29 protein-coding genes are annotated in these 26730 nt (G+C 66.2%); 17 read left to right on the forward strand and 12 right to left on the reverse strand.

Going from position 1 to position 26730, the window contains the following annotated elements; genetic code table 11:
• Positions 1-2: 2 nt before the first annotated feature.
• From ACZ60G_RS31395 to ACZ60G_RS31425, 7 genes are all read left to right on the forward strand, one after another.
• Complete coding sequence (locus ACZ60G_RS31395) at positions 3-1220, forward strand: metal-dependent hydrolase family protein (protein WP_465814670.1); 1218 nt, start codon at positions 3-5, stop codon at positions 1218-1220.
• Positions 1207-1623 (forward strand): nuclear transport factor 2 family protein, encoded by a 417-nt coding sequence (locus ACZ60G_RS31400; protein ID WP_465814672.1) that lies wholly within the window; start codon positions 1207-1209, stop codon positions 1621-1623. The genes ACZ60G_RS31395 and ACZ60G_RS31400 overlap by 14 nt, the downstream gene beginning before the upstream one ends.
• 2 nt (positions 1624-1625) lie before the next feature.
• On the forward strand, positions 1626-2714 hold the full coding sequence (locus tag ACZ60G_RS31405) for an acyl-CoA dehydrogenase family protein (protein WP_465814674.1): 1089 nt from the start codon (positions 1626-1628) through the stop codon (positions 2712-2714).
• A gap of 66 nt (positions 2715-2780) precedes the next feature.
• Positions 2781-3515 (forward strand): acyl-CoA dehydrogenase family protein, encoded by a 735-nt coding sequence (locus tag ACZ60G_RS31410; RefSeq protein WP_465814818.1) that lies wholly within the window; start codon positions 2781-2783, stop codon positions 3513-3515.
• Between the two features lie 30 nt (positions 3516-3545).
• Positions 3546-3839, forward strand: coding sequence for a hypothetical protein (locus tag ACZ60G_RS31415; RefSeq protein ID WP_465814676.1), 294 nt, complete (start codon positions 3546-3548; stop codon positions 3837-3839).
• A gap of 43 nt (positions 3840-3882) precedes the next feature.
• Positions 3883-4065, forward strand: a complete 183-nt coding sequence (locus ACZ60G_RS31420; RefSeq protein WP_465814678.1) for a hypothetical protein — start codon at positions 3883-3885, stop codon at positions 4063-4065.
• A gap of 206 nt (positions 4066-4271) precedes the next feature.
• Positions 4272-4643: a DUF6188 family protein gene (locus tag ACZ60G_RS31425; RefSeq protein ID WP_465814680.1), complete on the forward strand. Its 372-nt coding sequence runs from the start codon at positions 4272-4274 to the stop codon at positions 4641-4643.
• A gap of 625 nt (positions 4644-5268) precedes the next feature.
• On the opposite strand, the gene ACZ60G_RS31430 is transcribed toward ACZ60G_RS31425, so the two are convergent.
• The 5 genes from ACZ60G_RS31430 to ACZ60G_RS31450 all read right to left on the reverse strand — a co-directional run bounded on the left by ACZ60G_RS31430 (position 5269) and on the right by ACZ60G_RS31450 (position 9647).
• On the reverse strand, positions 5269-5688 hold the full coding sequence (locus tag ACZ60G_RS31430) for a PIN domain-containing protein (protein ID WP_465814682.1): 420 nt from the start codon (positions 5686-5688) through the stop codon (positions 5269-5271).
• Positions 5681-5935 (reverse strand): type II toxin-antitoxin system Phd/YefM family antitoxin, encoded by a 255-nt coding sequence (locus ACZ60G_RS31435; protein ID WP_063045154.1) that lies wholly within the window; start codon positions 5933-5935, stop codon positions 5681-5683. Before ACZ60G_RS31435 ends, ACZ60G_RS31430 begins: the two co-directional genes overlap by 8 nt.
• Positions 5936-6695: 760 nt before the next feature.
• Complete coding sequence (locus ACZ60G_RS31440; RefSeq protein ID WP_465814683.1) at positions 6696-7478, reverse strand: enoyl-CoA hydratase; 783 nt, start codon at positions 7476-7478, stop codon at positions 6696-6698.
• A gap of 11 nt (positions 7479-7489) precedes the next feature.
• On the reverse strand, positions 7490-8665 hold the full coding sequence (locus ACZ60G_RS31445; RefSeq protein ID WP_465814685.1) for an acyl-CoA dehydrogenase family protein: 1176 nt from the start codon (positions 8663-8665) through the stop codon (positions 7490-7492).
• Positions 8649-9647 (reverse strand): acyl-CoA dehydrogenase family protein, encoded by a 999-nt coding sequence (locus ACZ60G_RS31450; RefSeq protein WP_465814687.1) that lies wholly within the window; start codon positions 9645-9647, stop codon positions 8649-8651. The genes ACZ60G_RS31445 and ACZ60G_RS31450 overlap by 17 nt, the downstream gene beginning before the upstream one ends.
• Before the next feature lie 177 nt (positions 9648-9824).
• On the opposite strand from ACZ60G_RS31450, the gene ACZ60G_RS31455 reads away from it, so the two are divergent.
• From ACZ60G_RS31455 to ACZ60G_RS31465, 3 genes are read left to right on the forward strand one after another with little or no spacing between them, the layout of a single operon-like run.
• Positions 9825-10478: a TetR/AcrR family transcriptional regulator gene (locus ACZ60G_RS31455; protein ID WP_465814689.1), complete on the forward strand. Its 654-nt coding sequence runs from the start codon at positions 9825-9827 to the stop codon at positions 10476-10478.
• Positions 10479-10522: 44 nt separating this feature from the next.
• Positions 10523-11341 carry an acyl-CoA thioesterase gene (locus tag ACZ60G_RS31460; protein WP_465814691.1) on the forward strand — a complete coding sequence of 273 codons (819 nt, stop codon included), beginning with the start codon at positions 10523-10525 and terminating at the stop codon, positions 11339-11341.
• A 4-nt stretch (positions 11342-11345) separates the two neighbouring features.
• On the forward strand, positions 11346-12425 hold the full coding sequence (locus ACZ60G_RS31465; protein ID WP_465814693.1) for an NAD(P)H-dependent amine dehydrogenase family protein: 1080 nt from the start codon (positions 11346-11348) through the stop codon (positions 12423-12425).
• 433 nt (positions 12426-12858) lie between these two features.
• Here the strand turns inward: ACZ60G_RS31465 and ACZ60G_RS31470 are convergent, their stop codons facing one another.
• Genes ACZ60G_RS31470 through ACZ60G_RS31495 form a run of 6 tightly spaced genes read right to left on the reverse strand, consistent with a single transcriptional unit; the run spans position 12859 to position 18799 of the window.
• The gene (locus ACZ60G_RS31470) at positions 12859-13671 is read right to left on the reverse strand and encodes an SDR family NAD(P)-dependent oxidoreductase (RefSeq protein WP_465814695.1); all 813 of its coding nucleotides are present in this window, start codon (positions 13669-13671) and stop codon (positions 12859-12861) included.
• A 43-nt stretch (positions 13672-13714) separates the two neighbouring features.
• Positions 13715-14857 (reverse strand): thiolase family protein, encoded by a 1143-nt coding sequence (locus ACZ60G_RS31475; RefSeq protein ID WP_465814697.1) that lies wholly within the window; start codon positions 14855-14857, stop codon positions 13715-13717.
• A gap of 30 nt (positions 14858-14887) precedes the next feature.
• Entirely contained in the window at positions 14888-15304 is a 417-nt protein-coding gene (locus ACZ60G_RS31480) for a Zn-ribbon domain-containing OB-fold protein (protein ID WP_063039589.1), read from the reverse strand.
• A gap of 11 nt (positions 15305-15315) precedes the next feature.
• Positions 15316-16230, reverse strand: a complete 915-nt coding sequence (locus ACZ60G_RS31485) for an ArgK/MeaB family GTPase (protein WP_465814699.1) — start codon at positions 16228-16230, stop codon at positions 15316-15318.
• A 3-nt stretch (positions 16231-16233) separates the two neighbouring features.
• Positions 16234-17379 (reverse strand): thiolase family protein, encoded by a 1146-nt coding sequence (locus ACZ60G_RS31490; RefSeq protein WP_465814701.1) that lies wholly within the window; start codon positions 17377-17379, stop codon positions 16234-16236.
• The gene (locus ACZ60G_RS31495; protein ID WP_465814703.1) at positions 17372-18799 is read right to left on the reverse strand and encodes a class I adenylate-forming enzyme family protein; all 1428 of its coding nucleotides are present in this window, start codon (positions 18797-18799) and stop codon (positions 17372-17374) included. The genes ACZ60G_RS31490 and ACZ60G_RS31495 overlap by 8 nt, the downstream gene beginning before the upstream one ends.
• A 53-nt stretch (positions 18800-18852) precedes the next feature.
• On the opposite strand from ACZ60G_RS31495, the gene ACZ60G_RS31500 reads away from it, so the two are divergent.
• From ACZ60G_RS31500 to ACZ60G_RS31510, 3 genes are all read left to right on the forward strand, one after another.
• A complete protein-coding gene (locus ACZ60G_RS31500; RefSeq protein ID WP_465814705.1) occupies positions 18853-19617 on the forward strand; it encodes an SDR family NAD(P)-dependent oxidoreductase in 765 nt (254 codons plus the stop codon).
• Entirely contained in the window at positions 19614-20387 is a 774-nt protein-coding gene (locus tag ACZ60G_RS31505; RefSeq protein WP_465814707.1) for an SDR family NAD(P)-dependent oxidoreductase, read from the forward strand. The genes ACZ60G_RS31500 and ACZ60G_RS31505 overlap by 4 nt, the downstream gene beginning before the upstream one ends.
• Positions 20388-20743: 356 nt before the next feature.
• Positions 20744-21292 (forward strand): YybH family protein, encoded by a 549-nt coding sequence (locus tag ACZ60G_RS31510; RefSeq protein WP_465814708.1) that lies wholly within the window; start codon positions 20744-20746, stop codon positions 21290-21292.
• Between the two features lie 106 nt (positions 21293-21398).
• Here ACZ60G_RS31510 and ACZ60G_RS31515 read toward each other — a convergent pair whose 3' ends face one another.
• A complete protein-coding gene (locus ACZ60G_RS31515; protein ID WP_465814710.1) occupies positions 21399-22463 on the reverse strand; it encodes a 2Fe-2S iron-sulfur cluster-binding protein in 1065 nt (354 codons plus the stop codon).
• A 76-nt stretch (positions 22464-22539) separates the two neighbouring features.
• Here ACZ60G_RS31515 and ACZ60G_RS31520 point away from each other — a divergent pair, with 76 nt between their 5' ends.
• The 4 genes from ACZ60G_RS31520 to ACZ60G_RS31535 are packed head-to-tail and all read left to right on the forward strand — an operon-like array spanning position 22540 to position 26709.
• Positions 22540-23988: a class I adenylate-forming enzyme family protein gene (locus tag ACZ60G_RS31520; RefSeq protein ID WP_465814711.1), complete on the forward strand. Its 1449-nt coding sequence runs from the start codon at positions 22540-22542 to the stop codon at positions 23986-23988.
• Complete coding sequence (locus ACZ60G_RS31525) at positions 23966-24868, forward strand: acyl-CoA dehydrogenase family protein (protein WP_465814713.1); 903 nt, start codon at positions 23966-23968, stop codon at positions 24866-24868. Before ACZ60G_RS31520 ends, ACZ60G_RS31525 begins: the two co-directional genes overlap by 23 nt.
• Positions 24855-25943 (forward strand): acyl-CoA dehydrogenase family protein, encoded by a 1089-nt coding sequence (locus ACZ60G_RS31530; RefSeq protein ID WP_465814715.1) that lies wholly within the window; start codon positions 24855-24857, stop codon positions 25941-25943. The genes ACZ60G_RS31525 and ACZ60G_RS31530 overlap by 14 nt, the downstream gene beginning before the upstream one ends.
• 1 nt (position 25944) lies before the next feature.
• A complete protein-coding gene (locus ACZ60G_RS31535) occupies positions 25945-26709 on the forward strand; it encodes an enoyl-CoA hydratase/isomerase family protein (RefSeq protein WP_465814716.1) in 765 nt (254 codons plus the stop codon).
• Positions 26710-26730 lie beyond the last annotated feature (21 nt).

Below are 26730 nucleotides of genomic sequence, written 5' to 3' on the forward strand. Positions count from 1 at the left end.
CCATGCTGACACTGAAGGCGGCCGGTCTACTCGATATCGACACCGGCGAGATAATCCGACCCGGCATCGTTCGCATCGACGGCGATCGGATCGTCGGCCTCGGCGCGACCGCGGACGACGCCGACGAGGTCATCGATCTCGGTGATGTGGTGCTGCTGCCCGGCCTGATGGATATGGAGGTCAACCTCCTGATGGGCGGGCGCGGCGAGACCGGCCTGGCCTCCAGTGTGAAAGACGATCCGGCACTGCGCATGCTGCGTGCGGTGGGCAATGCCCGCCGCACGCTGCGGGCCGGTTTCACCACCGTGCGCAACCTCGGACTGTTCGTGAAGACCGGCGGCTATCTGCTGGATGTAGCGCTCGGCAAGGCGATCGACGCGGGCTGGATCGAGGGTCCGCGGATCGTCCCGGCGGGCCACGCGATCACACCCACCGGTGGCCACCTGGATCCGACCATGTTCTCCGCCTTCGCGCCCGACGTGCTGAAGCTGACCCTCGAGGAGGGCATCGCCAACGGCGTCGACGAGGTGCGCAAGGCGGTGCGCTACCAGATCAAGCACGGCGCGCAGCTGATCAAGATCTGCGTCTCCGGTGGCGTCATGTCGCTCACCGGAGCACCTGGGGCGCAACACTATTCGGATGAGGAGCTGCGCGCGATCGTCGACGAGGCGCATCGGCGCGGGCTCAAGGTCGCCGCCCACACGCACGGGGCGGAGGCGGTCAAACATGCCGTCGACGCCGGAATCGACTGCATCGAGCACGGCTTCCTCATCGACGACGAGGCGATCAAGATGATGGTGGCGGCGGGCACCTGGCTGGTGCCGACCACCCGGCTCGCCGATGCGATGGATGTGTCCAAGGCGGATCCGGCCTTGCAGGCCAAGGCCGCCGAGATGTTCCCGAAGGCCCGCACCTCGGTCCGGGCGGCCTACGAGGCCGGGGTGAAGATCGCCGTCGGCACGGACGCACCGGCGATCCCGCACGGCCGCAACGCCGACGAATTGGTGGCGCTGGTCGATCGCGGCATGAGCCCTATCGATGTGCTGCGCGCGGCCACCGTGCGCGCGGCCGAACTGATCGATGTCATCGACCGCGGGCGGCTGGCCGAGGGACAGCTGGCCGACATCATCGGCGTGCCGGGAGATCCGTTGCGCGACATCACCGTCACCCAGAACGTGCGGTTCGTCATGAAAGGCGGCAAGGTTCATGTCCAGAAATGATGATCTGCTGGAGATCCAGCAGCTGCTGGCCCGCTACGCGGTGACGATCACCAAGGGCGACATCGATGGCCTGCTCGCGGTATTCACCCCCGACGGCACCTACAGCGCATTCGGCGACACCTATACCCTCGACCTGTTCCCGGAGCTGGTCGCGGCCGCGCCGAAGGGGCTGTTCCTCACGGGCACACCGGTTCTCGATATCGACGGTGACACTGCCGCGGGCACCCAGCCGCTGTGCTTCATCGACCACAGCACCCACGATATGCGCATCGGCTACTACACCGACAGCATCGTGCGAACCGAAGAGGGATGGCGGCTGAAGACGCGCCGGATGACCTTCATCCGCCGCAGCGGTGTGCATGATTCGGGCATCCCACACGCCTTCGAGAACACCCGCGGATGATCATGGACGTGTCCGAATTCCGGTCCGGTGTGCGGGCGTGGCTGGACGGGCACGATCTGTCCCCCGGTCCGGATCATTCGCTGGACGGTCAGGTCGCGCAGTTGGCCCGCGTGCGACGGGCCCTCTACGACGCGGACTGGATGCGCTACGGCTGGCCCGCCGAGATCGGCGGGCTCGGCGGGCCCGCCATGCTCCGCGCGATTCTCGGCGAGGAGGTCGCCACCCGCGACCTGGCCGAGCCCGGACTCTATTCGATGGTCGAAGTGCTTGCGCCCACGATGATTTCGTATGCGCGCCCGGAGCTGGCGGCGGAAATGGTGCCGTTGCTGCTGTCGGGTCGTGAGCAGTGGTGCCAGGGCTTCTCGGAGCCGGGTTCGGGCAGCGACCTCGCCTCGCTGACGACGAAAGCCGTTGCGCGCAGCGATGATTGGGTAGTCAACGGGCAGAAGGTGTGGACCAGTCTGGCCCAGTACTCGGCGCGCTGCGTTCTGCTGACCCGCACGGCCCCCGGACACGACGGGATCACCGCGTTCTTCCTCGATATGGACTCCCCCGGCATCACGGTGCGCCCGCTGCGCACCATGCACGGCGTCGACGAATTCGCCGAGGTGTATTTCGACGATGTCGTGATACCCGGTGACCGCATGCTCGGGCGGCCCGGTGATGGCTGGCGCGTCGCGATGGATCTGCTCCCGCACGAGCGCTCCACCTGCTTCTGGCACCGCGGCGCCTATCTGTTCACCCGGCTCGACCGCTTGGCGACCGCGGCCACGGTGGCCGACGACGCCGACCTCGGTGCCGCCTATCTGGCGTTGCATACGTTGCGCTGCCGCTCCCGGCTGACCCAGCAGCGGTTGGCGGACGGCGAGCACCTCGGACCGGAAACCTCGATCGACAAGGTGCTGCTGGCCGGTGCCGAACAGCAACTGTTCGACACCATGCGCGACGTGCTGCCCGGCTCGGTAGAGCTGACCGATCCCGAATTGCGCACCGAATTCCTCTATTCGCGCGCGGCCACCATCTACGGCGGCACGGCCGAGATACAGCGCAATATCATCGCGCGCCGTCTGCTCGACCTGGGCAAGGAGTAAGCCGTGACCAGCATCGATACTGATACCGCCGAGCTCGAACTGCTCACCGACACGCTGCGCAAGACGATGACGGCGACGTCGGGTCGGCAACTCGATCAGGCGCTGACCGACCTCGGCTGGCCAGACCTGCTCACCGAAATACCGGACGTGGCAATACCTCTGGTGTTCCGCCTGCTCGGTGAGACCGGCGCGCACGCGCCACTGCTCAACGATGTCATCTCCCACGCCGCCGGCACGTCCCTCGGCGCCACGCACCCGCTGCCGTTCGCGGGCGGGTCGTGGGTCGTCTGGGAGCGTGCCGATCGGCCAGGCACCACGGTGGACGAGGAACTCCCCCTGCGCCCGGTGCGGACCGGAACCGCTGTCGGGGTGGCGGCCGGTCGCCATGCCCTGGCCTGGTGGCTGCTCGGCAGCAGCCGCGCCATGCTGTCACTGGCCCGCCGACATGCCTTGGACCGCAAGCAATTCGGCCGTCCCGTCGCGTCGTTCCAAGCGATCCGGCACCGCCTCGCCGAGACGCTGGTCGCCATCGAAGGCGCCGAAGCCACGCTCACGGCCGCCGACGACGAGTTCGGTGCGCTGCTGGCCAAGGCCGCCGCCGGACGCGCGGCACTGATCGCGGCCCGACACTGTCAGCAGACACTCGGCGGTATCGGCTTCACCGCCGAACACGACCTACAGCGGCATATCCGCCGCGTCCTGATCCTGGACGGATTGCTCGGCAGCACACGGGAACTCACCCGCGAGGCCGGCACCCGTATCCGCACCGCGGGCGCGGCACCGCGCCTGGTTCACCTGTAGATCCGAACCGCAAACTCCGAGGCGCCCGCCATGAAATTCGCTCCAACCGCGATCGGCTATCTCCGCAGCGATGTATCCGGAATACGGCAGGGATGGGACGAAACCCAGATCCGGAGCCTAGCAGGGCGTCTCGGCTACAACCTCACCAAAACCGTTGCCTTCAGCGCCAAGACCGACAATCCGGTGGCACAACTGGTCGCCCTGGCGCGCAAGATGAACGCCGACGCGGTGATCGCGCCGGGCCTGACCCATTTCGGCGGTGCGATACCGCGCGAATTGGACAGGATCACGGCCGTGATCACCGTCGTCTCGGAGACTGTCTGAACCGAACACCGAAGGAGTCCCAGGCCACCTGCCTGGTGAGGCGGTGTCAGCTGTGCGCCATGACGAGATCGCGATAGGGAAGGTCGATCACACGGCGATCGGCGATTCCGAGTCCGATCTCGACCTGTTCGAGATGCGTGGTGGCGGCGACGGTTTCGGTTGCGGTGACTTCGGTTTCGACGAAGTTCGAATCCTGCCGAGTACCGGTACCTGCGACTCTCTATGAAATCGTCACCACCACAACCAAATTCATCAGCCTGATCACACCCAACGGCACCCTTCTCGACTTCCTGCCCGCTGCCTCCGAGGGTATGTCAGGTTCTACAATTCGCACGGCCAACCAGTCGATCTCGCAGGCAAGCCGGGCCCCAAGACCACAACACATATTTCTGTGGACCCAGATGGAACGTTCCCCAAGCCACAAGGATGGTAATGGAATTGCCGCTTACCGGGCAGCGCGTCTCGGTCGCAGCCAGCGAGTACATGGTCGAGATCACGACCGTCGGCGGATTCGCACTCCAAATCGAGGGAGATCTGGAGATCGAATCCAGCCGAGGCGACCGACAGTCGGTCACGCTCGCGGACGGGGGCAGTTCACAAGTCGACCTCGAAGCCGTCCTGCACGGCACGATCACCTCCGTGGTCGTGAATTCCTCAGGGACGCTGACCATCGACTTCGACTCCGGGAACCGACTCGTGGTCCCGCCGGATAGTGAATACGAGGCATGGACACTCGTGGGCCCCAACGGCTACCGGGTCGTATGCATGCCCAATGGCGAACTGGCAACCTGGACAGCCGACTGATCATCCTCACGCGCTGATCTCGATCACGTCCCGTTCCGGAACCAGATCGAGGTAGTTTGCGTACCACCGGGGGCGTGATCGCGCCGCGGGTCGGCGTAACGCCACCGGCATGCCGCCGACGGTGACGCGGCGCGCGTATTCGTCTCGTCCGGTTCGAGAAGCGGATCCGGTGTCTTCGGGTAGTCCGCCGTTGAGCAGGTTGTGTGCGAAATGTTCTATCGCAAACCGACGGCTGACCTTGATGCCGATCAGCGCTCGTCTCCTGCTATGCCGATCCGAGCGTCCATGCCGGTGGAGGGTCAGGTACCAAGCGGCCTCGCTGATCAGGCGGGACCCTGCTGCGGTGCCATCGTGGCAATCTTGACCTGTCGCACCGAATCGAACAGAACGTCGGACGCTTGTTCGCAGGGTTTACAGGCTTTCCGCTGGTCCTGTCGATCGGCTCAGTTTCGGGTCCGTTGTCGGCGCGAATGCGTTGCTGCCCGGTGCAGTGCACACCCCAACGGAACGGCGCCTCCTGCCGATGACCGTAATGGTGCTCAACGCGACGACCAGAGCCAGCAGGGCGCGACGATCGCGCGTCCACGTCGGAGACGGCGTTGTGTGGTGCGGTGTGCCCGAGTTGTTAGACCGATATCACGGTCAAGAACGGATCCAGGCCTTTGAAGTCGTCCGCGTTGCGGGTGAACAGCGGTAGATCATGCACCGATGCCACGGCCGCGATCATCAGGTCCGTCTTGCGTGGTTTCGGGTTTCGCCCCGATGCGACCACCAGTTTTGCCATGGAGGTAAACCGCCGGGCCGCCGCGGACGCGAAAGGCAACGCATCGAAACCATGCTCGACCTCGAACAGTCGCTCGGTGCGCACCGCCAGCGCTTCCGGTGTGGCGGCGACCGCGATACCCAAACCCAGTTCGGCGAGTGTGATTGTGCTGATCCTCGCTCGAACCGGCAGTTCGGCCTCGTTGATGACGCTGATGTCGATGAGCACACAAGTGTCCAGCAGTCCCACTGGAACTCGTTTATCCGATTCCGGTTCAGTCATCGAGGCGGTCCTCCCCGAATGCCGCGTCGATTTCAGCTCGCTCGGCGGTGCCGCTGCTGATATCGGCGAAGCGGGCAAGCCGTGCCTTGAGGTCGGCGACCGCCATGTCCTGTCGTGGCGCGATGGGCCGCAGTTCGCCGACGGCGCGACCGTTGCGGGTGATGACGAAGTCCTCGCCGGCTTCGAGTGCATCCATCACGCCAGCGCTGCCGTTGCGTAGCTCGGCCTGTGTGATCGTTCTCGTCATGACTCCACGATAGCAACCGATGCTATCTATTGCTATCGGTCCTGGAAGGATCGCTCGTGCACACGATCGTCTCAGCCCCCGTCTCCCGAATGAACGCCTGTACCTCGCACCTTGAACGGTGACCGAAAGGGCCGGTGTCGTTTCAGCCTGCGACGGCCTCGATTTCGGATTTATCGGAGTCGGGGAGGGCAAAGCGGCGCCCGCATCCCGCAGCGTGGCCACGATCCGATGCGAAGCAGACAACCTCGCAACCGAACCAACCGACAGAACCCTACGCCAGCCTCCCACTCAGCTACTTTCACCGAGCCACTGAAAACTATTGCAAATCAATAGAATTGAGACCACGCAACGTAATCACCCCGCCAGTGCTACGCTCTAGCGACACACAATAGAGGGTCCCTGTGACCACTGTCCTCAAAGCCCTACACGATGCTCGAATAAAGGCGAGTCACACGGATTCTCTTGAAAATGCGATCGTTTCGATAGGTGACTACGCCGTCGGAGCCGATGCTTCCGAGAAGAATCGGCGGCGCTTCGCCGTGACAACCGCACTCGCGGGACGGTGACCGAGCGCCCGCCGCCTTGTGCCCCGTCCAGATAGGTTGCCGCGCTATCAGGTCCGGTTCGCCGAGCGCAGTCGAAACGCGGCACGACACGCCCTGCGGCACCTCCATATGACTGCGCTCGACGGATCTCAGGGACGCCTGAATGGGGCTGCCGGACCGATCCGTTACGAAATTCCTGCACGGACCGCGCTCGGCTACTGCATCTTTTCCTTCATCTCGTCCAGATGCACCAGAATCGGCAGCCCGGAATGGCTGAGGGCATTGCCGTGGCCGGTCTGGTGCACATCGAAGACCGATTGGATGGCGGCGTAGAAGCCCTGTATGTCCAGCGTTTGATTCACCGCACGCTTGGCCTGACGCAACCCGAACGGCGGCATCGCCGCGATCTGCGTGGCCAGCGCGGTGGTCTCCGCATCCAACTCGGCCCGCGGCACTACCTTGTTAACCATGCCGACCTGTTCGGCTTCGCGCGCGGTGACCGGACGTCCCGTGAACAGGATCTCTTTGGCCTTGCGCGGGCCCAATTCCCAAGTGTGCCCGTGATATTCGACGCCGCCGATTCCCATCAGCACGACCGGATCGGAGAAGAGCGCGTCCTCGGCGGCGACGATCAGATCGCACGGCCAACACAGCAGCAGGCCACCGGAAATGCAGCGGCCCTGCACCGCGGCGATGGATGGTTTCGGCACATTCCGCCAGCGCAGCGAATACTCCAGGTAGCGGCGCGATTCGACGTTGTAGATCATGTCCAGGGTGATCTTGTCCGGTAGCGGCCCGCCCGAGCGCAGATCATGACCGGAGGAGAAATGCTTGCCCTCGGCCCGCAGGACGATCACCGATACGTCGTCGTCGGCCGCCGCCCGAGCCCATGCCGCATCGAGTTCGTCCAGTAATTCACCGTTCTGGGCGTTCGCGACCTCGGGACGATTCAAAGTGATGGTCGCGATCTTATCGGCGACGGCGTACAGAATATGCATTGCGAACTCCGCTACCTGGGCAGTCCGAGCACCCGCTCGGCGACGATATTGCGCTGAATTTCGGAGGTGCCGCCGGCGATGGTTCCGGCGAAGCTGCGGACGTAGCGCTCGAACCAGCTGCTGATGAAATTGTCGTTGTTCAGCGGGTTGAACGGCGCGGTCATTGCCGGATGGATCAGGCCGTCGGGGCCCTGCGCGGACAGCGCCTGTTCCGAACCGTTCTGCACCGCCTCCGAGCCGAGCAGTTTCAGCACCGACAGCGCGGCCACATCCTGTTGGCCCCGCGCCTCGCGCGCCAGCGCCGCTGACCCGAGCAACCGCAGCGCCTGAGCATCCATGACCAGCGTCGCGTAGCGGTCGCGATCGAGCACGGTGCGCGGGTGGAAGTCCTCGATCAGCTCCTGCAGCCGGTCCGCGAAACTGAGCCACAACAGCGTGCGCTCATGCCCGAGCGAACCGTTGGCCACGCCCCAGCCGCCATGCAGCGGGCCGACCAGATTTTCCGCGGGCACCCGGACGTCCTCGAAGAACACCTCATTGAAATCCAGATCGTTCGGTCCGCAGATGGAGGCGAACGGTCGCCGGGTCACGCCGGGAGTATCGGTGGGGATCAGCAGCACGCTGATGCCCTTGTGCTTGGGCGCATCCGGATCGGTGCGCACGAAGGTGAGCAGCACGTCGGCATCGTGTGCGCCGGAGGTCCATACCTTCTGCCCGTTGACCACGAAATGATCGCCGTCGCGCACGGCCCGGGTGCGCAGCCCGGCCAGATCCGAACCGGCACCCGGTTCGCTCATGCCGAGCGCCGCGGTGATCTCGGCACGCAAAATCCTTGCCGCCCAATGCTTCTTCTGCTCTGCGCTGCCGAACGACAGCAGCGAGGCGGCGATGATGCCGAGCCCCTGTGGATTGAAGCTGTGATAGATGCGCCGCTTGGACAGCTCCTCCAAATGCACATACTGCTGCAGGATTGTGGCATTGCGGCCGCCGAATTCCGGCGGGTTGCCGGGCAGCAACCAGCCGTGGTCGAACTGCAGCCGCTGCCATTCCCGCGCCCACGGCGGGACCTCCGCACTGGAGATCGGCCGATCCCGGGCCGCCACCGCCTCGTCGGGCATGAACTCGGTGAGGAAGGCGATGAATTCGGCCCGGAACTCCTCGACCTCGGTATCAAAAGTCAGTCGCACGGTACTCCTCGGCGATCAGCGCCCGGTGCTCGGCCGCGCCGCCGAGCAACAGCTCACCGGCTTTGGCCCGCTTGAGCGCGAACTGCAGGTCGTTTTCCCAGGTAAAGCTCATGGCGCCGAACAACTGCATGCCGCGGCCGAACACCTGCGACTGGCATTCGCCCGCCGCGGCCTTGGCCATCGACGCGGCCAGCCGTCGCCGCGGATCGTTCTCCCGGATCGTCATCGCCGCGAAATACGCCAGGGCGCGGGCTCTTTCGATCGCAATGTGCATATCGGCGGCCTTGTGTTTGACCGCCTGGAACGAGCCGATCGGCACGCCGAACTGCTGTCGGCCGCGTACATGCTCGAGCACCATGTCCAGTACCCGCCGACACGCGCCGACCATGGTCAGCGCCATTCCGGTCGTGGCCAGGTGGCGCGCGGGCTGCGGATCGACGCGCAGGTAGCGATCGTCTGGAACCCGCACCTCGACGAAGCTCACTTCGGCGAGATGCAGCACCGGATCGAACACGGACGCACGCCGCACGATGACGTCGTCGGCGGGCACCACGAAGACACCGGCCTCGGTCCCGACCGCCAACTGCCGCGCCCGATCGCCGTCGAGCACATGACGCGCGGTGCCGCTCAGCAGCCAGCCATCCCGGTCCCGCACCGCCGACACACCGTCGTACACCGCGGCGCCCGGTTCACCCGGTCGCACGAAATCCGGTGCGAGCGGCGCGAATTGGGTCATGGTGGCCAGGTACGGGGTCGGGTCGGTGGCCCGCCCCAGCTCCTCCAGCACGATCGCCAGTTCCACCGCGTCGGCCGGGTCGGTCAGCTCCATCCATCCCAGCTCCGCATAGGTACGCCACAGCCCCTCCGGATCGGCGCCCTTATCGGCGACCTCACGGATCAGGGTCGGTGGGCACTGCTTGGCGACCACCTCGCGGACGGTTTGCTGCCACAGCAGTTGATCGGAGTCGAACTCCAAAAGCATCCGGCCTGCCTCCTTGCCACTCCGACACACTCCAGAAACGAGAATATCATTCTCTAGTTCGGAAAGTAAGAGTCTCGCATTTGTTCGCTGACACAGCGTCCAGCCAACGCGGAGACACCACATTCTCCGGTACAGTGCATCCATGTTCTCTCCACATGACCGAGGACCGGAGCGCCGGTGACCAGCCCGAGCGAAGAGCCCGCCTGGAAGCAGCGCGCCGTCGAGCGCTCGTTACGGACCGCGAAATTGCGGGCCGAACAGCGCGTTCAGCGCTTCCTCGACGCAGCGCAGGCCATCATGACCGAGAAGGGCAGCACCGACTTCACCGTTCAGGAAGTCGTCGATCGTTCACGCCAGTCGCTGCGGAGTTTCTATCTGCAGTTCGACGGCAAGCACGAGCTGCTGCTCGCCCTCTTCGAAGACGCACTTGTGCGCACCGCCGACCAGCTGCATGCCGCCGCCGACGCCAAGGCCGATCCGCTCGAGCGGCTGCAGGTAACCGTCGAGCTGTTGTTCGAGTTGTCCCGGCCCGATCCGGCCGCACAGCGCCCGCTGTTCACCGACTTCGCGCCACAGCTGCTCGTCACGCATCCGGCGCAGGTCAAGGTCGCGCACGCACCGCTGCTCGCACTGTTCACCGAACTCATGGAGCAGGCCAAACAGGCCGATCAGCTGCGCTCGGACGCGAATCCGCGGCGGACCGCAGCGATGGTCATGCAGACGGTCATGTTCATCGCCCAGTCCACCGGCGGCACCGACGAGGAGACCGTACACCCGCTGACCGCGACCGAGGTCTGGAACTTCTGCGCACACGGCTTCACCAAGGATTGAGAATAATATTCTCATAATGAGAGAGTTTCACTTACACTCGGGGCATGCCCGACCTCTGGAATGATCTTCTCGGCTGTCTCGACCTGACCGCTCGGCCGTCCCTCGACGACGAATCCGTCTTCGAGGGACGCAACCAGCAGCTCGAGTACTACCGCGTCTTCGGCGGGCAATTGCTCGGCCAGTTCATCCGCGCGGCCGATCTGACCTGCCCGGAGAAATCGGTCAAGTCGCTGCACGCACTGTTCGCCCGCGAGGGCAGGACCGATGAGCCGATCCGCTATCGGGTGCGCCGACATCACGAAGGCCGCTCCTTCGCCACCGTGACCATCGTCGCCGAGCAGAGCTACGGGGTCGTCGCCACCGCATCGGTGTCGCTGCATGCGGAGGCGGAGGGACCGGAGCACCAGAGCACGCCCGCCACTCCCCCGCTGCTCAGCGCCGAGCACAAGGTGACGTGGGACTTGCTGCCCTGGGAAACCCGGTCCGCTGTCGATCTCGACGACACCGCTTCCGCCCCACCGGAATTCGAGTTCTGGATGCGCACACCGGATGTCGATGCACGACTGGCTCCGGCGATCATCGCCTACGCCACCGATCTCAACCTCATCGGCACCGCACTGCGGCCGATCGAGGGTGTGTGCCAGCGCGGTAACGGCACCGCATTCCATTCGGCGGTGACCTCGCACAGCATCTGGTTCCATCGACCGTTCCGCACCGACGAGTGGCTATTGCTGCGCCAGCACAGCCCGCTCATGGCGGGTAGCCGCTGTTTCGGCCGCGGCGATGTGCTCACCGAGAACGGCCGGTTGGTCGCCTCGTACGCGCAAGAAGCCATGGTGCGCTTCCCATCCGAGGTCGGGTGAACCCGTGGTCGTGAATCGAATGGTGATCAAGCGATCCTCCGACGCACCCGAGAACCGGCCGCACCGGGTGGTGCAGTGGGCCACCGGCACTATTGGCGCGCGGGCACTGCGCGGTGTCGTCGAGCATCCGAAGATGGAGTTGGTCGGCCTGTTCGTGCACAGCGCGGACAAGGTGGGGCGCGACGCGGGCGAGTTCTGCGATATCCCGGCCACCGGTGTGCTGGCCACCGATGACATCGAGCGGATCGTCGAACTCGACGCCGACTGCGTGCTCTATATGCCGCTCGTGTTCGACGCGGAGGCGGTGATCCGCCTGCTGGCATCGGGCACCAACGTGGTGACGACCTGCGGCCTGTTCCACCACCCACCGAGTATGGATCCCCTACTGCGCCAACGCATTCAGCAGGCCTGCACGCTCGGTGGCACATCGATCCACAGCACCGGCAGCAGTCCGGGTTTCATCACCGAGGCGGTGCCGCTGGTGCTGTCCTCGATCCAGCGCCGACTGGACCGGCTGATGATCGACGAATACGCGGATCTGTCGCAACGCGATTCGCCCGCCATGCTGTTCGACGTCATGGGTTTCGGGCGGCCACCGGGTGATTCCAACGCGGCCCGTGCGGAGCATCTGGCCGCGAGTTTCGGTCCGTCACTGCGGCTGGTCGGCGACGCGCTCGGTTGCTCGCTGGATTCGATCGAGGCACACGGTTCGGTGGCGACGGCGCGCGCGACCACCCGCATCGCGGCGAGCACGATCGAACAGGGAACCGTTGCGGCCCAACGCACTACGGTCTCCGGTCTGGTGGCAGGCGAACCGGTGCTGAGCTTTCGCGCCAATTGGTATTGCACCACCGATATCGAGGCCGATTGGGACCTGCGCGACACCGGATGGCACCTATCGGTGGTCGGCGACGCGCCACTGGAAGTGGATCTGCGCTTCCCGATTCCTCTGGAACAAATGGCCGCCGTATCCCCCGCCTATACCGCCAACCGCGCGGTCAACGCGATTCCGGCGGTGTGTGCCGCCGATCCCGGGATTCGGTCGACCCTCGACCTCCCGCATATCGCAACCACGCTCGGCTGAACGCACCACGACCCTGCTCGGCCGAACGCACCACGACCCTGCTCGGCCGAACGCACCACGACCCTGCTCGGCCGAACGCACCACGACCCTGCTCGGCCGAACGCACCACGACCTGCCCGGCTGAACCCCCACGACCTGCCCGGCTGAACGCACCGCGCCCTGCTCGGCTGGGCACATCATGGCCGTGCTCGGCCGAAAGGTGTCGATACCAAGCGATATCTGTTGCCGCAGCGACTGATTCGCGACCAGGCGCGGTGACGCCTGCACATCGCGGCCGTTTTCGACTGAGCGGTTGCCGTCCTCACACGATACCTGTCGCAGCAGTGGATAATTCGCGGCCAGACGACAGCGATACTTGCACATTGCGGCCGTGTGCGCGGCTGAGCGGTTGTCGGTCAGCGCGATATCTGTTTCCGCAGTGAGTAATTCGAGTTCAGACGACAGTGATATCGGCCAGCAGGGTGTCTACCCGTGCCCGCGCTCGCGTGGCTACGCCATCGCCGGGAGCCACATGGACACGGCCCGCTTCGATCGCGGCGAGTGCGGACTCGGCGACCTCGCGCGGGGACAGGATTCCGCCGCGGGCAGCGGCGAGGCTGCGCATCGAGGGGGTCGCGCCGGCACCTGCCGGTAGTTCGATCGCGCCCAGCGCGGCGGAGTTCTGCCCGAGCGGGGTGTCGACCAGCCCCGGGCAGAGCACGGTTGCGCCCAGCGCGGGCGCTACCTGCTTGAGCTCCAAGTCGAGCGTCTCGGTGAGACCGACCACCGCGTGCATGGTGCCGGTGTAGGGGGTGCGGCCGGGCAGCGGGGCGAGGCCGCCGGAGGAGGCGGTGTTCAGGAAATGGCCGACGCCCTGCTCGATGAGCAGCGGCGCAAATGCCTTGACGCCGTGGACGACACCGAGCATCTTGACCCCGATCATGCGCTGCCAGGTGCGCGCGTCCTGGTCCCACAGCGGCGCGGCCGGGCACACCACCCCGGCGTTGTTGCAGACCAGATCCACCCGGCCGTAGGCGGCCATGGTGCGCTCGGCGAGCGCGCGCACCGATGCCTCGTCGCTCACATCGGCCACCACGGCCGTGACCTCGGCGTCGCGCAATGCTGCCGCCGCCGCGATCAGGCCGTCCTCGCGAATATCGGAGATGACGAGCCGTACCCCGCGCGCGGCGAGCGCCTCGGCCAGGCCGTAGCCGATGCCGCTCGCACCGCCGGTGATCACGGCGACCTGTCCCTCGCGTATCAGCATCGGCTACTCCTCCTCGCCGGGTGGATGGTGGGTCGAAACGTCATCAGAGGCTCAGAACAGATGCCGCCGCAGTACCGGGCGCCCCATAGACCTGGGCGTAACCGACACGAGGATTACCCGGCACCTGACGTTCGCCCGCCTGGCCGCGCAATTGCAGCACCAGTTCGTACACCTGCCGAATGCCGGAGGCGCCGATGGGTTCGCCGTTCGCGATGAGCCCGCCATCGGTGTTCACCGGCAGGCGGCCGCCGATCTCCGTCGCACCCTCGGCGAGCAGCTTCTCCTGGTCACCGTCGGCGCAGAAGCCGTTCTCGGCCATATGGATAACTTCCGCGCCCGCGTCGGTGTCCTGGAGCTGGATCACGTCGACGTCCTCGGGTCCGATCCCGGCGGCCTCGTAGGCGGCCTGAGATGCGTACACCGTCGGCGAGACGTCCTCGTCGATGGCCGCCCAGGTGCTGTGCACCTCGTACGCGCCGTAACGACGCGTACGGATCGCGCTCGAGCGCAGGTAAACGGGACTGCTCGTGTAGCGGTGCGCGATATCTCCGCGGCACATGATCACGGCCGCGGCACCCTCGTCGGGCGAGCAGAACATGTACTGCGTCAACGGATAGTTCAGCATCGCCGAGTTCAGGATCTCGTCTTCCGGAATCGACTTGCGCCGCAGGGCATTCGGATTGAGTGCGCCATTGCGGAAGTTCTTGGCAGCGACCTTGGCCAGGGTGCTCTGGGAGATGCCGTGCTCGTGGATATAGCGGTTCGCCTTGATCCCGAAGAACTGGGTGGTGACGAACTGTCCGTTCTCCGCATACCACGCGGGCAGCCCGAGCTTGGCCGGATCGTCGGTGAACGCACCGCGGGGGTGTTTGTCCATGCCGACCGCGATGCCGATGTCGTATCGTCCGGACCGGATCGCCTCCGCGGTCTGTTCGATCGAACTGGCCGCGGTGGCACAGGCATTGAACACATTGGTGAACGGGATTCCGGTCAGCCCGACCAGCCGGGTCACGGCATCGGGATTGCTGACCTCATAACTGCCGCCGAACCCGAACTGGATGTCCTTCCACTCGACACCGGCATCAGTCAGCGCCAATTGGATTGCGTCGGCGCCCATTTCGATGGCCGACTTGGCGAAGCGGCCGAACGGGTGCAGGCCGACGCCGATGATGGCAACGTCGTTCATTCAAATCTCCTCGGTAGCCGTAGCCGCTGATCAGGCCGGTGCGAAAGCGACCGTGACGACTTCGTTCCCGTCGTCGTCGACATAAAGGGGGACGAAGGCCAGCTCGACATCCATCCCGAAGCGCAACTCGGCCGGTTCGGCCACGGTCAGCCGGGCCTCCACCCGCACGTCATCGCCCAGCTGGATCAGTCCGATCCCGAACGGCTCGAAGCTTTCGGCCGTCTCCTTGCCCGCGTACGGCAGTTTGGGGACGAAGCCCTGGGTGGTCCAGGCCACGAGCGTGCCGCGTCGGGGCAGCAGCCGTTCGGACATGTCCGGGCCGCTGCACCGCGGGCAGCGTGGTTGTTTGGGCCAGGTGACCGCGCTGCATGCGGCGCAGCGGCTACCGATCAACTGCGGATTCTCCGCCGGCCACGTCGAGACATCGGGCGCGAGGGCCTTTGCCATGCCGTCCTCCATCAGGTGGAAATGTCATTCTCATAAAATGTATACGCTATTTCCGGCGAAATGCGAACAGTGAGTAGTTGCTCCGCGGCGATGTACGCGTCCAGCTGTCCGGCCGCGACCGAATCCGCCAATGCCGCCAACGCCGGATCGGCCCGCAAACGGGTCTGTGCCAGGGACAGGATCTGCGCGCGCGCCCGCGCGGTGCGCCGGTCGAGGGTGTCGGTGCGATGGTGTGCGTCGATCGCGGCCACCAACTCGGCGATCCCGACGCCCTTGGCCGCGACCAGGGTGAGGATCGGGGCGGCGGACTCCTGACGCAAATCCCGCACGGTCTGATCGGCGCCTTCCCGGTCGGCCTTGTTGACGACGAGGATGTCGGCGACTTCGAGCAGACCCGCCTTCGCGGCCTGAATCGCGTCTCCCGCACCGGGATTCAGGATCACCAGGGTGGGATCGGCGATCGCGGCGATCTCGATTTCGGACTGTCCGACGCCGACGGTTTCGAGCAGGATCAGCTCGTGGCCGAGCGCGCCGAGCAATCGGATGGCGGCGGGCACCGCCGCGGCGAGACCACCCAGATGACCGCGGGTGGCCACCGACCGGATCAGCACATCGGGATCATTGATGTGCTGCGCCATCCGAATTCGATCACCCAGCAGCGCGCCGCCGCTGTACGGCGAGGACGGATCGACCGCCAGCACCGCCACCCGCAGGCCCTGCTCGCGGTAGGCGGCGACCAGTGCCGCGATCGTGGTCGATTTACCCGCACCCGGCGGGCCGGTGACCCCGATGACCCGAACCGGGACGGCATCGAGCAGCGCGAGTACCTCGTCGCGCTGTGGTCCCTCGACCGCGCTCAGCAACCGCCCCGCGGCCCGCACCGATCCGGCCCGCGCGGCGGCGATGAGCTCCGCAATGGTCCCCACGCGCTACGGAGCCGGAACCTCGATGACGGTGGCCGAACCCATCCCGCCACCCGCGCACAGTGCCGCGATTCCGAAACCGCCACCGCGGCGGCGCAATTCGTGCACCAGCGTGACGATCATCCTGGCTCCGGTGGCGGCGACCGGATGGCCGAGCGAGCATCCGCTGCCACTGAAGTTGACCCGATCGGGATCGATATCGAGCGCCTTGGTCGCCGCGATCGGCACCGACGCGAATGCCTCGTTGATCTCGAACAGACTCACCTGCGACAGCGAAATACCGGCCCTGGCAACGGCCTTGGTGATCGCCTCGATCGGAGCCAGCCCGGTGTCGTGCGGATCGACGCCGACCGAGGCCCATCCGCGGATGATGCCGAGGGCGGGCAATCCGAGCCGGTCGCTGGCGATGGCCAAGGCCGCGGCGCCGTCGTTGGAGCCCGACGCATTGCCCGCGGTGATGCTGAAGCCCTCGATCTCCGGGTGCAGCACCTTCAATCCGGCCAGCTTTTCCAGACTGGTGTCCCGGCGCGGGTGCTCATCGACCGCGAACAGTCCGTGCGGAGTGTCGATCGGCACGATCTCCTCCTTGAACCGGCCCTCGTCGATGGCGGCGATGGCATTGCGGTGCGAGCGCAACGCCCACGCATCCATCTCCGCACGCGAGATGCCGGACGCCACCGCGGTGTTCCAGCCGACCGTGATCGACATATCGAGGCAGGGCGCGTCCGGCCGGTCCGGATGGCTCGGGGCGACCCACGGGTCGATCCATTCGTCCTCGCCGACCCGGAAACGCACACGCGGCGCGGTGGATTCGGAGTTCACCCCACCGGCGATGACGAGTTCGTCCATTCCCGCCCGGATCCCGGCGGCCGCGGTCTGCACGGCAGCCATGCCCGCGGCGCAATGCCGGTTGTGCGCCAAACCGGCGACATTGGTCAGTCCGGCGGTGATCGCCGCGTGCCGGGCCAGCACGCCGCCGCCGTAGCGGCCCTCGCCGAGGACGACGTCGTCGATACGAGCCGGGTCGAGCCCCTCGGCTGCCGCGGCCACCACATGCTTGGCCAGGTCGAAGGCATTGGTATCGCGCAGCGTGCCCTTGCGGGCGGTTCCGATCGGAGCGCGCAGGGCGGACACGATGACAGCTTCAGGCATTGGTGTTCTCCATTTCGGTGACAAGGTTGCGGCGCAGCAGTTTTCCGGTTTCGGTCTTGGGCAGTTCGCGGCGGAACACGATGGTGTCGGGCGTCTTCGACGACCGCAGTCGCGTGCGGACCCACTGTTTGATCTCGTTCGGCTCGCCGGCACCGACGAGCACCGCGACCAGCCGCTGCCCCCACTCCGGATCCGGTACCCCGATCACCGCCGCCTCGGTGATGCCCGGATATTCCAGCAGCACGTCCTCGATCTCGGCGGGCGCGATGTTCTCGCCGCCGCGGATGATGGTGTCGTCGGCGCGGCCTTCGATGAACAGATAGCCGTCGGCGTCCAGCCGCCCCAGATCCCGGGTGGGGAACCAGCCTTCGGCGTCCAGGGCGCTGCGGCCGCCGTATTCACCGGAGATCTGTTCGCCGCGCACGAATACCAGCCCGACCTCCCCCACCCCGGTGGGCTCGCCGGACTCGGCGCGGATCTGGATCTCGATCCCGGGCAGCGGCTGTCCCACGGAGCCGAGCCGATCGCGGACGGCCGGATCACCCGAGGCGAAGGCCGCACGGTGATCGTCGGGTCCGAGTACCGCGATCGAGGACGCGGTCTCGGTGAGTCCGTACGCATTGACGAAGCCGGTGTCCGGGAACACCCGCAGCGCGTGCTCCAGCACCGGGCGCGGCGTACGGGAGCCGCCATAGGCGAGACTGGCCAGTGTCGGCACTCCCGCGTCGGCGCCGTCGACGGCCGCGACGATGCGAGCCAACATGGTCGGCACCAGCATGGCGTGGGTGATCCGTTCGCGCCGAACGGTTTCCAGCCAGCCGGACGCGTCGAACGCCGCCAGGTAGACCACCCGGCGGCCGGAGTAGAGATTCGACAGCAGATTCGTCAGACCCGCGATGTGATAGGGCGGCACCGACACCAGCGCCGCGTCCGTCTCCCGCGCACCGCCGAACTCCACGGTGTTCAGCAAGTAGGCCATCAGATGCCGATGCCGCAGCAACGCCGCCTTGGGTTCGGAGGTGGTGCCGCTGGTGTAGATGATCGCGGCGACCGCATTGCCATCCCACGGCACCTCGAGTTCGGGCGCGTCGGCGTCCTCCTCGACCAGGGCGTCGAGGTCGTCGGGCCGCAGCACCAGCGCCCCTGGATGACGATCCAGGAGCATGGCCAGCTGTTGTTCGCCGAGCCGATAGTTCAGCGGCACGAATGGCACGCCGGCCAGCGCCGCGCCGAAGAGCGCGACTGGATAGGCCAGGTGATTCGCGCCCAGATACAGCACGGCGGGGTGCCGCTGGAAGCGGACGGCCGCGCGACGCGCATTGCCGAGCAGGGCGGCGGCGGTCAGCGAGCGATCGCCGACCGTGATCACGGTCCGGTCGCCCGCCGATGCGGCCATGTCTAGGATCATGCTGATATTCATGAGAACATTATTCTCTCCATAGGAGAGTGCTAGTTGCAAGAGAGGATTGCGATATGCAGATCAGTGGGAGCGCTGCCATCGTCGTCGGCGGCACCGGCGGACTCGGCGAGGCCACCGTGCGTCGCCTGCACGCCGCCGGAGCAAAGGTGGTGGTCGCCGATGTCGCCGACGACAAGGGCAGGGAACTCGAGAAGGAACTCGGCATCCGCTACGTGCACACCGACGCGACCAGTGAGGAGTCGGTGCTCGCGGCCATTGCCGAGGCGGAATCCCTTGGACCGCTGCGCATTTCGGTCGACACCCATGGCGGCCCGGCCACCGGCGGCCGCCTCGTCGGCAAGGACGGATCGCCGCTGGCACTCGACGGGTTCCGCACCACCATCGAGTTCTATCTGACCGCCGTATTCAACGTGCTGCGACTGTCGGCCGCGGCCATCGCCAAGACGGAGGCACTGGATGAGGGCGCCCGCGGTGTGATCGTCAACACCGCCTCGATCGCGGGGTACGAAGGCCAAATCGGCCAACTCCCCTACTCGGCGGCCAAGGGCGGCGTCATCGGTATGACCCTGGTGGCGGCCCGCGACCTGTCCCCGCTCGGCATCCGGGTGGTCACCATCGCGCCCGGCACGGTCAACACGCCCGCCTACGGCAAGGCCGCCGACCAGTTGGAGGGCTACTGGGGCCCGCAGGTGCCCTTCCCCAAGCGGATGGGCCGCTCGGTGGAATACGCGCAGTTGGCCCAGTCGATCATCGAGAACAACTACCTCAACGGCGAGGTCATCCGTCTCGACGGCGCGCTGCGCTTCCCACCGAAATGAACGGGCAGCCGTACCCCGGCATGGGCGAAACACTCAGCGGCAAGGTCGCATTCGTCGCCGGCGCCAGTCGCGGCATCGGTGCGGCGATAGCCGCCGGGTTGGCCGGAGCGGGTGCGGCGGTGGCCGTCGCCGCGCGCTCGGAAACCGAGGGCAAGCTGCCGGGCACCATCGGTTCGGTCGCCGACCGGATCACCGCCGCGGGCGGAACGGCAATGCCGGTGGCATGCGATGTCACCAGTGAGGAGTCGGTCGAAAATGCCGTGGCCACAACGGTTTCGGAGTTCGGCGGTATCGATATCCTGGTCGCCAATGCGGGCGTGATGTGGTTGGGTCCGATCGAGACCACACCGCTCAAGCGCTGGCAGCTGTGCATGAACGTCAACCTGAACGGCGTCTTCCTCACCACCAAGGCCGTCATCCCGCATCTGAAAGCCCGCGGCGGCGGCTCGCTCATCGCGATCACCACCACCGGCGTGGATATGATCCGCGGCGCCAACGCGTACTGGGTATCCAAGGCCGCCGTCGAACGCCTCTACCTCGGTCTGGCCGCGGAACTGAAGGAAGACAACATCGCGGTCAACTGCCTGAGCCCGACTCGGGTCGTACTGACCGAAGGCTGGCAGGCCGGTGGCGGTGGCCAGGAAATTCCAGCGAACATGGTCGAGCCGCCGGAAACGATCGCCCGCGCCGCGGTGCTGCTGGCGGGCCAGGATGCCGCCGGTATCACCGGCACGGTGCAGCGTTCGGAAGTGCTGATTCCGAGGGGCTGATTGCTCGGAACGGATCAGCCTGAGCGCCCATTCCTCGATCGATTCCGCGGAATCCCGCGGAATCAGTGCAGGAATGGGCGCTCAGGCCAGTCCTTCAGCGCTCACAAACCCTCTGTCGCATACGCGCAACTACCTGTCCTGATACGTCATTTCCGTCGAATCGTCCGATCTCCAGCGTTGGAAGTGCCATCGCGCGACGGCTTTCGAATCACGAGAACCATTACAGCGCAGTGCATTTCCGCGTCGAGAGGAAGGACGCCATGTCTACGACCATCGAAGTTCCGCCAGAGGAACGTGTGCGCGGGCGGCCGCCCGCGCACACTCGCACTCGGGTCCAGGGCGATGACAATGCTGGGATGGTCGGCCGCATCGAGGCTTATGTGCTGATTGACTCCCACCACCGTGACCCTAACCGTGACCGGACAGAATGCACCGGCCAAGCCGCCGGGCTGCCCGCCTCGAATCCCATGACAGCTGACGCGACACAGAGGGAGATAATCATGCCTGGGACCAATGATCCGATGGCGGCGGTGACCCACTACATCGACGCCTTCAACAGCGGCGACGCCGAGGAGATGGCAGCAACGTGCGCTGACCCGATGCAGATTCTCGACGGTATGTCTCCGCATGTTTGGCAGGGGCCGACAGCCGCCGAAGACTGGTACAGAGACGCGCTTGCCGAGGGTGAGCACCTCGGAGTTTCGGATTACCACATCGGTCTCGGCGAACCACAGCACGTCGATGTCACCGGCGACTATGCGTATGTCGTGGCCCCAGCGAGCTTCACATACAACGTGCAGGGCAAGCATGTCCACCAAACTGACGCGGTTTTCACAGTGGCGCTACGCAAGGTCGATGCGGATTGGCGACTAACCGCTTGGGCCTGGACCAAAGGGACTCAGTAAAAACCGCGTGCGAAGCGCTTGAACCCACAAGATGTAGTCGGTCCGGATCGCAACGCCGTGCCGCCCTTCGGCGGGCGAATGTCGGCGGCACGGCGTGCTGTATCGCTCATTCGTAGTCGACAGTGATGGAGTCCGTGTCCGGTACGGCCTGGCAGGTGAGGACATAACCTTCGGCGAGTTCGTCGTCGGTCAGCGCGTCGTTGCGGCGCAGGGTGGCGTGCCCCTTCGTCACCTTGGCCATGCAGGTGGCGCAGTTACCGGCCTCGCAGGAGAACGGTGGTGTGAGACCGGCGCGGCGGGCGCTGTCGAGCAGTGTTTCGCCGTCCTTGCGCGGAACCGACTTCTTCTTGCCGTTCAGGATGATTGTGACGGTGTTGTCCGTGGTCGCGACCTGGGTTGTGGCCGTGGGGGTTTCGACGATCGCGACCGAAGTTGTGGCCGTGGGGGTTTCGACGGCCGCTGGGGTAGCGGGCAGCGCCGGGGCCGGCGCACCGAATCGTTCGCTGAACACCAGCCCCGGCCCGGGCAGGGCGTTCTCGATCATCTCCATGAAGGCCTCGGGTCCGCAGATATAACTGTCGCCGCCGCCGTCCGCGCCGACGAAATCGCGGATCGCGTCGGGTGTCAGGAAGCCGCCGTCGGCGTCGAGGTGGCGGATCACCTCGAGCCGCCCCGGGTAGCGGCCGACCAGTTCCGCGAGTACCGCCTCGAAGATCACCGACTCCCGATCGCGGTCCGCGCACAGCAGCCGCACTTTTCTGGCGGTGCTCGCCAACGCGCTCTTGGCCAGCGAGAGGATCGGCGTGATGCCGCTGCCGCCGCTGAAACCGAGCAGCGGCGCCTCGGTGGGGCGCAGACAGAATCGGCCTGCGGCCCTGGTCAGCTCCAGTTCGTCGCCCTCGACCACGTTGTCGTGCAGCCAGTTCGAGACCTGCCCGCCTGGCACCCGCTTGACCGTGGTCATCAGTTCGCGGTCGGTTTCCGGCGCACTCGACATCGAGTAGGAGCGGAACAAATCCTTGCCGTCCACGTGGACTCGGAACGTGCAGAACTGTCCGGATTGATAAGCGATCGGCCCGTCGTGCGGGTCGAGTACATAGGTGCGCGCGTCGGCGCTCTCTTTAACGATCCGCGTTACGGTCGCGCGCTGGAATAACGGGGGTCTCGCCATGAACTGCCTCCTCCTGGTATTAAGATTCTAGTACAAGGAGAATTGTATTCTCTCCGACGAGACAGGATCTTCTCATATGGGGTCGAACGACAGCCGCCGCGGTGCCGCCCCTGCCGCGACCGTGCGCGCCGAACCGGTCGCCCTCGCGTTCGAGGACCGCGGGTACACGTACCGGCAGCTGGATCGGCTGGCTGGAGGTCTGGCCGTGGAGTTGGTGGCGCGGGGTGTGCGCGCCGGGCATCGCGTCGCGCTGATGTCGACGAACCGGCCGGAATTCGTGGTCGCCGTGCTGGCGACATGGCTACTGGGCGCGACACCCGTGCTGATCAGTCCGGCATGGAAGCGTGCCGAGGTCGAACACGCCCTGGCGCTGACCGAACCGGCGTACGGACTCGGCGATGCGCCGATACTGGCCGAGCTGGTGCCGACCCGCCACCTCGACGATCCGATCACCCCGCTGACGCACACGTTCGGGCCGCCCGCTCCGGAATCCGACGCGGTGCTCGTATTCAGTTCGGGCACTACCGGATTGCCGAAGGCGGTGCGGCACACCCACGCCTCGCTCGCCGCCGCGGTGCGGCACTGGACCCGGGTGCTGGAGCTGAACTCCTACGACCGCTTGCAGATCGTCACGCCGCCCTCGCACATTTTGGGGCTGCTCAATATCGTCACCGTGCTGGAGGCGGGCGCCTGGATGCGGCTGCACCGGCGCTTCGACCTGGAACGGATGCTGCACTGCATCGCCGAGGACCGCATCACGATCGAGATGGCCGTCGCGCCCATCGCGCTGGCACTGGCCGCGCATCCCGAACTCGAGTCCTATGACCTGTCCTCGCTGCGCTACATCATGTGGGGCGCAACACCGGTCACCGCCGCTGTCGCCGAAACCGTCACCGCGCGAACCGGTGTCGGCTGGCTGCCCGCGTACGGAACCACCGAACTGCCGGTCATCGCGTGCAGTCCGATCGGGAACGTGCGGTACGACAGCGTCGGAAAAGCGGCGCCGGGGGTGCAACTGCGGGTGGTGTCGACGACCGGAGAAACGTTGGGCCCCGGCGAGATCGGTGAGATCCAGGCGCGGTCGCCGTCGCTCATGGCCGGATATCTACCGGCTGATGCCACGGCGGAGGCCTTCGACGACGGCTGGTACCGGACCGGTGATATCGGCCGCATCGATGCCGACGGCTGGGTCCAGCTGACCGACCGATCCAAGGAAATGATCAAGGTCCGCGGCTTCCAGGTGGCCCCCGCCGAAATCGAGGCCGTGCTGCACGGACATCCCGCGGTGGGCGATTGCGCGGTGTTCGGCATCGCCGACCCCGCCGATGGGGAAGCGATCGTCGCGGCCGTCGCCCGCACCGCGGCGGTCACCGCCGACGAACTCATCGCACTGGTCGGCGACCGGCTGGCCGGATACAAGCGGCCGCGCCACGTGGTGTTCGTCCCCGAAATCCCGCGCCTGCCCTCCGGCAAGGTGTTGCGCCGAATTCTCAAGGAGCAGTATGGACGTTCGTCTCACGAGTGAACAGCGACAATTGCGGGACGCCGCCGCGAAATTGGCCGATGACCTCGGCCCCGGCTCGGTACTCGACCTCGACGACGCGACGCGGTTGACCCGGCTGGAGAAGGCGGTCGACCAGACCGGCTGGCGGGCACTGCGTTCGGACGGTGCCTCCGGAGTCGAGGTGGCGATCGTGGCCGAGGAGTTCGGGCGCGGACTGGTCGATGTGCCGTTCCTGGGACCGGTGCTGGCCGATGATCTGCGTGGACCGGCCGATGACGATCAGCGCTGGACCGTCGCGGTGGCGGCCCGGGCGATCGACGCGCACGGCGCCGACCGTGCGCTGGTGATCGACGATGGCCAGCTGCTCGTCGGCGGGGTCGGTGCCGAACTCCCCGGTGCGGATCTCACCAGGGTCGACGCGGAGCTCACCGGTCGACCCGACTTCCTCGGCGAATTGTCCGCCGATCAGGTGGCCCAGTGGCAGGCATTGGCGCTGGTGGCCACCACCGCCGATCTGGTGGGTGTCGCCCGCGGCGCGCAGTCCCTCGCCGTCGAATACGCGAAAGTCCGTGCGCAGTACGGCAATACGATCGGCTCGTATCAAGCGGTCGCGCACCTGCTCGCCGAGAGCCAGGCATTGATCGAGGGCTCGATCAGCGTCGCGCGGCACGCGGCCTGGTCGGTCGACGAATTGCCGCATGCGGAGTCGATGCGGGCGGCGCGGATCGCGAAGCTGTACTGCGCGCGGGCCGCGCGGACGGTATGCGAGACCGCGATTCAAGTGCACGGCGGCATCGGCAATACCTGGGAGTGCCTCGCGCATGTGTACCTGCGCCGTGCCCTGACCTCGACCGAATTGTTCCCCGTCAGCCTGGAGGAGATCGACCTTGGACTTTCGTGATGCACCGCAGGAGGCCGAATTCCGAGACCGGTTGCGCGCCTGGCTGGCCGAGGTGGCCGGTACCTTTCCGACCTCGGGTGACGAATACTGGGCGCGGCAGGGCGAATGGCATCAGGCGCTCTACGCGGCCGGGTTCTTCGGACTGTCATGGCCGCGAGAATTCGGTGGCCACGACCTTTCACCGGTATACGACGTCATCCTGGACGAGGAGTTGGCGATCGCGGGTGCGCCGCCACGGCCCAGCCTCGGTTACCTGGTCGCCGGCCTCGGACGGCACGCGAGCAAAGAACTGCAGCAACGGTTCCTGCCCGGCATGATCAACGGCACCGAGCGCTGGTGTCAGGGTTTCAGCGAGCCGGGGGCCGGTTCGGATCTGGCCGCACTGACGACCACCGCGACGCGCGAGGGCGACCACTACGTCATCAATGGCCACAAGATCTGGACCAGCTATTCCGATGTCGCGGACTGGTGCCTGGTCTTGGCGCGTACCGATCCGGATGCGCCACGGCACAAAGGCATTTCGGCATTCATCATCTCGATGAAGCAGCCCGGTGTGCAACAGCGGCCACTGCAGATGATCAGCGGGGTGACCCGGGAATTCGGTCAGGTGGAATTCGACGGCGCGATCGTGCCCGCGGATCAGCTGGTCGGTGCACCCGGGGAAGGCTGGAAGCTGGCGATGACCGTCGTCGGACACGAGCGCGAGCCCTCCACCCTGGGCTTCGCGGCTCGATACGGAAAACTGGTGCGCCAGTTGGCCGCTCGCGTCGAGGGCAAAGCGCCCGAGGAACTCGCCTGGGCGGCGGTGCAGACCGAGATGCTGCGCCTGCACGTGCGGCGCCGACTCTCCGAACAGCTCGACGGCGTCACCCACGGGCCCGACGGATCGCTGGACAAACTGCTCATGACCTGGGTCGACCAGGCGGTCGGCCATGCGGCGCTTGCCGTCGGCGGCACCCGCGATCCGGAACTGCTCGGGTCCTACTTCTACAGCCGCGCACAGAGCGTCATGGGCGGTACCTCGCAGATACAGAAGAACATCATCGCCGCGCGCATCCTGGGATTGGGAGTTTGAAATGTACGACATGCCAGCCGAAATCGATGTCCGTGCCGAGGGACCGGTACGGATCGTCACACTGAACCGGCCCGATGCCCTCAATGCCGTCAACGATCCGCTGCATGCCGGGCTCGCCCGGCTGTGGCCGCGGCTCAGCGCGGACAGTGGGGCGCGGGTAGCAGTGCTGACCGGCGCGGGCCGGGCCTTCTCCGCGGGTGGCGATTTCACCTACCTCGAAGAACTCAGCCGCGATAGCGCTCTGCGCGCCAAGACAATTGCCGACGGCCGTGACATCGTGCTCGGCATGGCCCGCTGCCGGATCCCGGTGATCGCCGCGGTCAACGGTCCGGCAGTCGGTCTCGGCTGCAGCCTTGTCGCGTTGAGCGACATGGTCTACATCGCCGAAACCGCGTATCTGGCCGATCCGCACGTGCAGGTCGGTTTGGTCGCCGCCGACGGCGGCCCGCTCACCTGGCCCCTGCACACCAGCATGCTGCTGGCCAAGGAGTACGCGATCACCGGCGCCCGGATCCCCGCGGCCAGGGCACGCGAGATGGGTCTGGCCAACCACGTCGTCGAAGATCCGGTCGCCGAGGCGCTGGCCTGTGCCCAACGGATGCTCGAACTTCCACAGCAGGCGGTGGAGAGCACCAAGCGCGTACTCAACCTGCAACTGGAGCATGCCGTGCTGGCCACACTCGACTACGCCTTGGCAGCCGAGGATCTCACATTCCAGAGCGAGGACTTCCGGGCCAACATCGCCAGGCTCACCGCAAAGCGCTGAGGTTCGCGCAAGGCCGCCGGT

It is taken from the genome of Nocardia sp. NPDC102475, assembly GCF_055584605.1.

Excerpts from the sequence above, each read along its gene's own strand:
- ACZ60G_RS31395 (WP_465814670.1), top strand. The coding sequence starts at position 3 with ATGCTGACACTGAAGGCGGCCGGTCTACTCGATATCGACACCGGCGAG.
- ACZ60G_RS31400 (WP_465814672.1), top strand. The coding sequence starts at position 1,207 with ATGTCCAGAAATGATGATCTGCTGGAGATCCAGCAGCTGCTGGCCCGC.
- ACZ60G_RS31405 (WP_465814674.1), top strand. The coding sequence starts at position 1,626 with ATGGACGTGTCCGAATTCCGGTCCGGTGTGCGGGCGTGGCTGGACGGG.
- ACZ60G_RS31410 (WP_465814818.1), top strand. The coding sequence starts at position 2,781 with ATGACGGCGACGTCGGGTCGGCAACTCGATCAGGCGCTGACCGACCTC.
- ACZ60G_RS31415 (WP_465814676.1), top strand. The coding sequence starts at position 3,546 with ATGAAATTCGCTCCAACCGCGATCGGCTATCTCCGCAGCGATGTATCC.
- ACZ60G_RS31425 (WP_465814680.1), top strand. The coding sequence starts at position 4,272 with ATGGAATTGCCGCTTACCGGGCAGCGCGTCTCGGTCGCAGCCAGCGAG.
- ACZ60G_RS31430 (WP_465814682.1), bottom strand. The coding sequence starts at position 5,688 with ATGACTGAACCGGAATCGGATAAACGAGTTCCAGTGGGACTGCTGGAC.
- ACZ60G_RS31435 (WP_063045154.1), bottom strand. The coding sequence starts at position 5,935 with ATGACGAGAACGATCACACAGGCCGAGCTACGCAACGGCAGCGCTGGC.
- ACZ60G_RS31440 (WP_465814683.1), bottom strand. The coding sequence starts at position 7,478 with ATGCATATTCTGTACGCCGTCGCCGATAAGATCGCGACCATCACTTTG.
- ACZ60G_RS31450 (WP_465814687.1), bottom strand. The coding sequence starts at position 9,647 with ATGCTTTTGGAGTTCGACTCCGATCAACTGCTGTGGCAGCAAACCGTC.
- ACZ60G_RS31460 (WP_465814691.1), top strand. The coding sequence starts at position 10,523 with ATGCCCGACCTCTGGAATGATCTTCTCGGCTGTCTCGACCTGACCGCT.
- ACZ60G_RS31470 (WP_465814695.1), bottom strand. The coding sequence starts at position 13,671 with ATGCTGATACGCGAGGGACAGGTCGCCGTGATCACCGGCGGTGCGAGC.
- ACZ60G_RS31475 (WP_465814697.1), bottom strand. The coding sequence starts at position 14,857 with ATGAACGACGTTGCCATCATCGGCGTCGGCCTGCACCCGTTCGGCCGC.
- ACZ60G_RS31480 (WP_063039589.1), bottom strand. The coding sequence starts at position 15,304 with ATGGCAAAGGCCCTCGCGCCCGATGTCTCGACGTGGCCGGCGGAGAAT.
- ACZ60G_RS31490 (WP_465814701.1), bottom strand. The coding sequence starts at position 17,379 with ATGCCTGAAGCTGTCATCGTGTCCGCCCTGCGCGCTCCGATCGGAACC.
- ACZ60G_RS31495 (WP_465814703.1), bottom strand. The coding sequence starts at position 18,799 with ATGAATATCAGCATGATCCTAGACATGGCCGCATCGGCGGGCGACCGG.
- ACZ60G_RS31500 (WP_465814705.1), top strand. The coding sequence starts at position 18,853 with ATGCAGATCAGTGGGAGCGCTGCCATCGTCGTCGGCGGCACCGGCGGA.
- ACZ60G_RS31505 (WP_465814707.1), top strand. The coding sequence starts at position 19,614 with ATGAACGGGCAGCCGTACCCCGGCATGGGCGAAACACTCAGCGGCAAG.
- ACZ60G_RS31510 (WP_465814708.1), top strand. The coding sequence starts at position 20,744 with ATGGTCGGCCGCATCGAGGCTTATGTGCTGATTGACTCCCACCACCGT.
- ACZ60G_RS31515 (WP_465814710.1), bottom strand. The coding sequence starts at position 22,463 with ATGGCGAGACCCCCGTTATTCCAGCGCGCGACCGTAACGCGGATCGTT.
- ACZ60G_RS31520 (WP_465814711.1), top strand. The coding sequence starts at position 22,540 with ATGGGGTCGAACGACAGCCGCCGCGGTGCCGCCCCTGCCGCGACCGTG.
- ACZ60G_RS31525 (WP_465814713.1), top strand. The coding sequence starts at position 23,966 with ATGGACGTTCGTCTCACGAGTGAACAGCGACAATTGCGGGACGCCGCC.
- ACZ60G_RS31535 (WP_465814716.1), top strand. The coding sequence starts at position 25,945 with ATGTACGACATGCCAGCCGAAATCGATGTCCGTGCCGAGGGACCGGTA.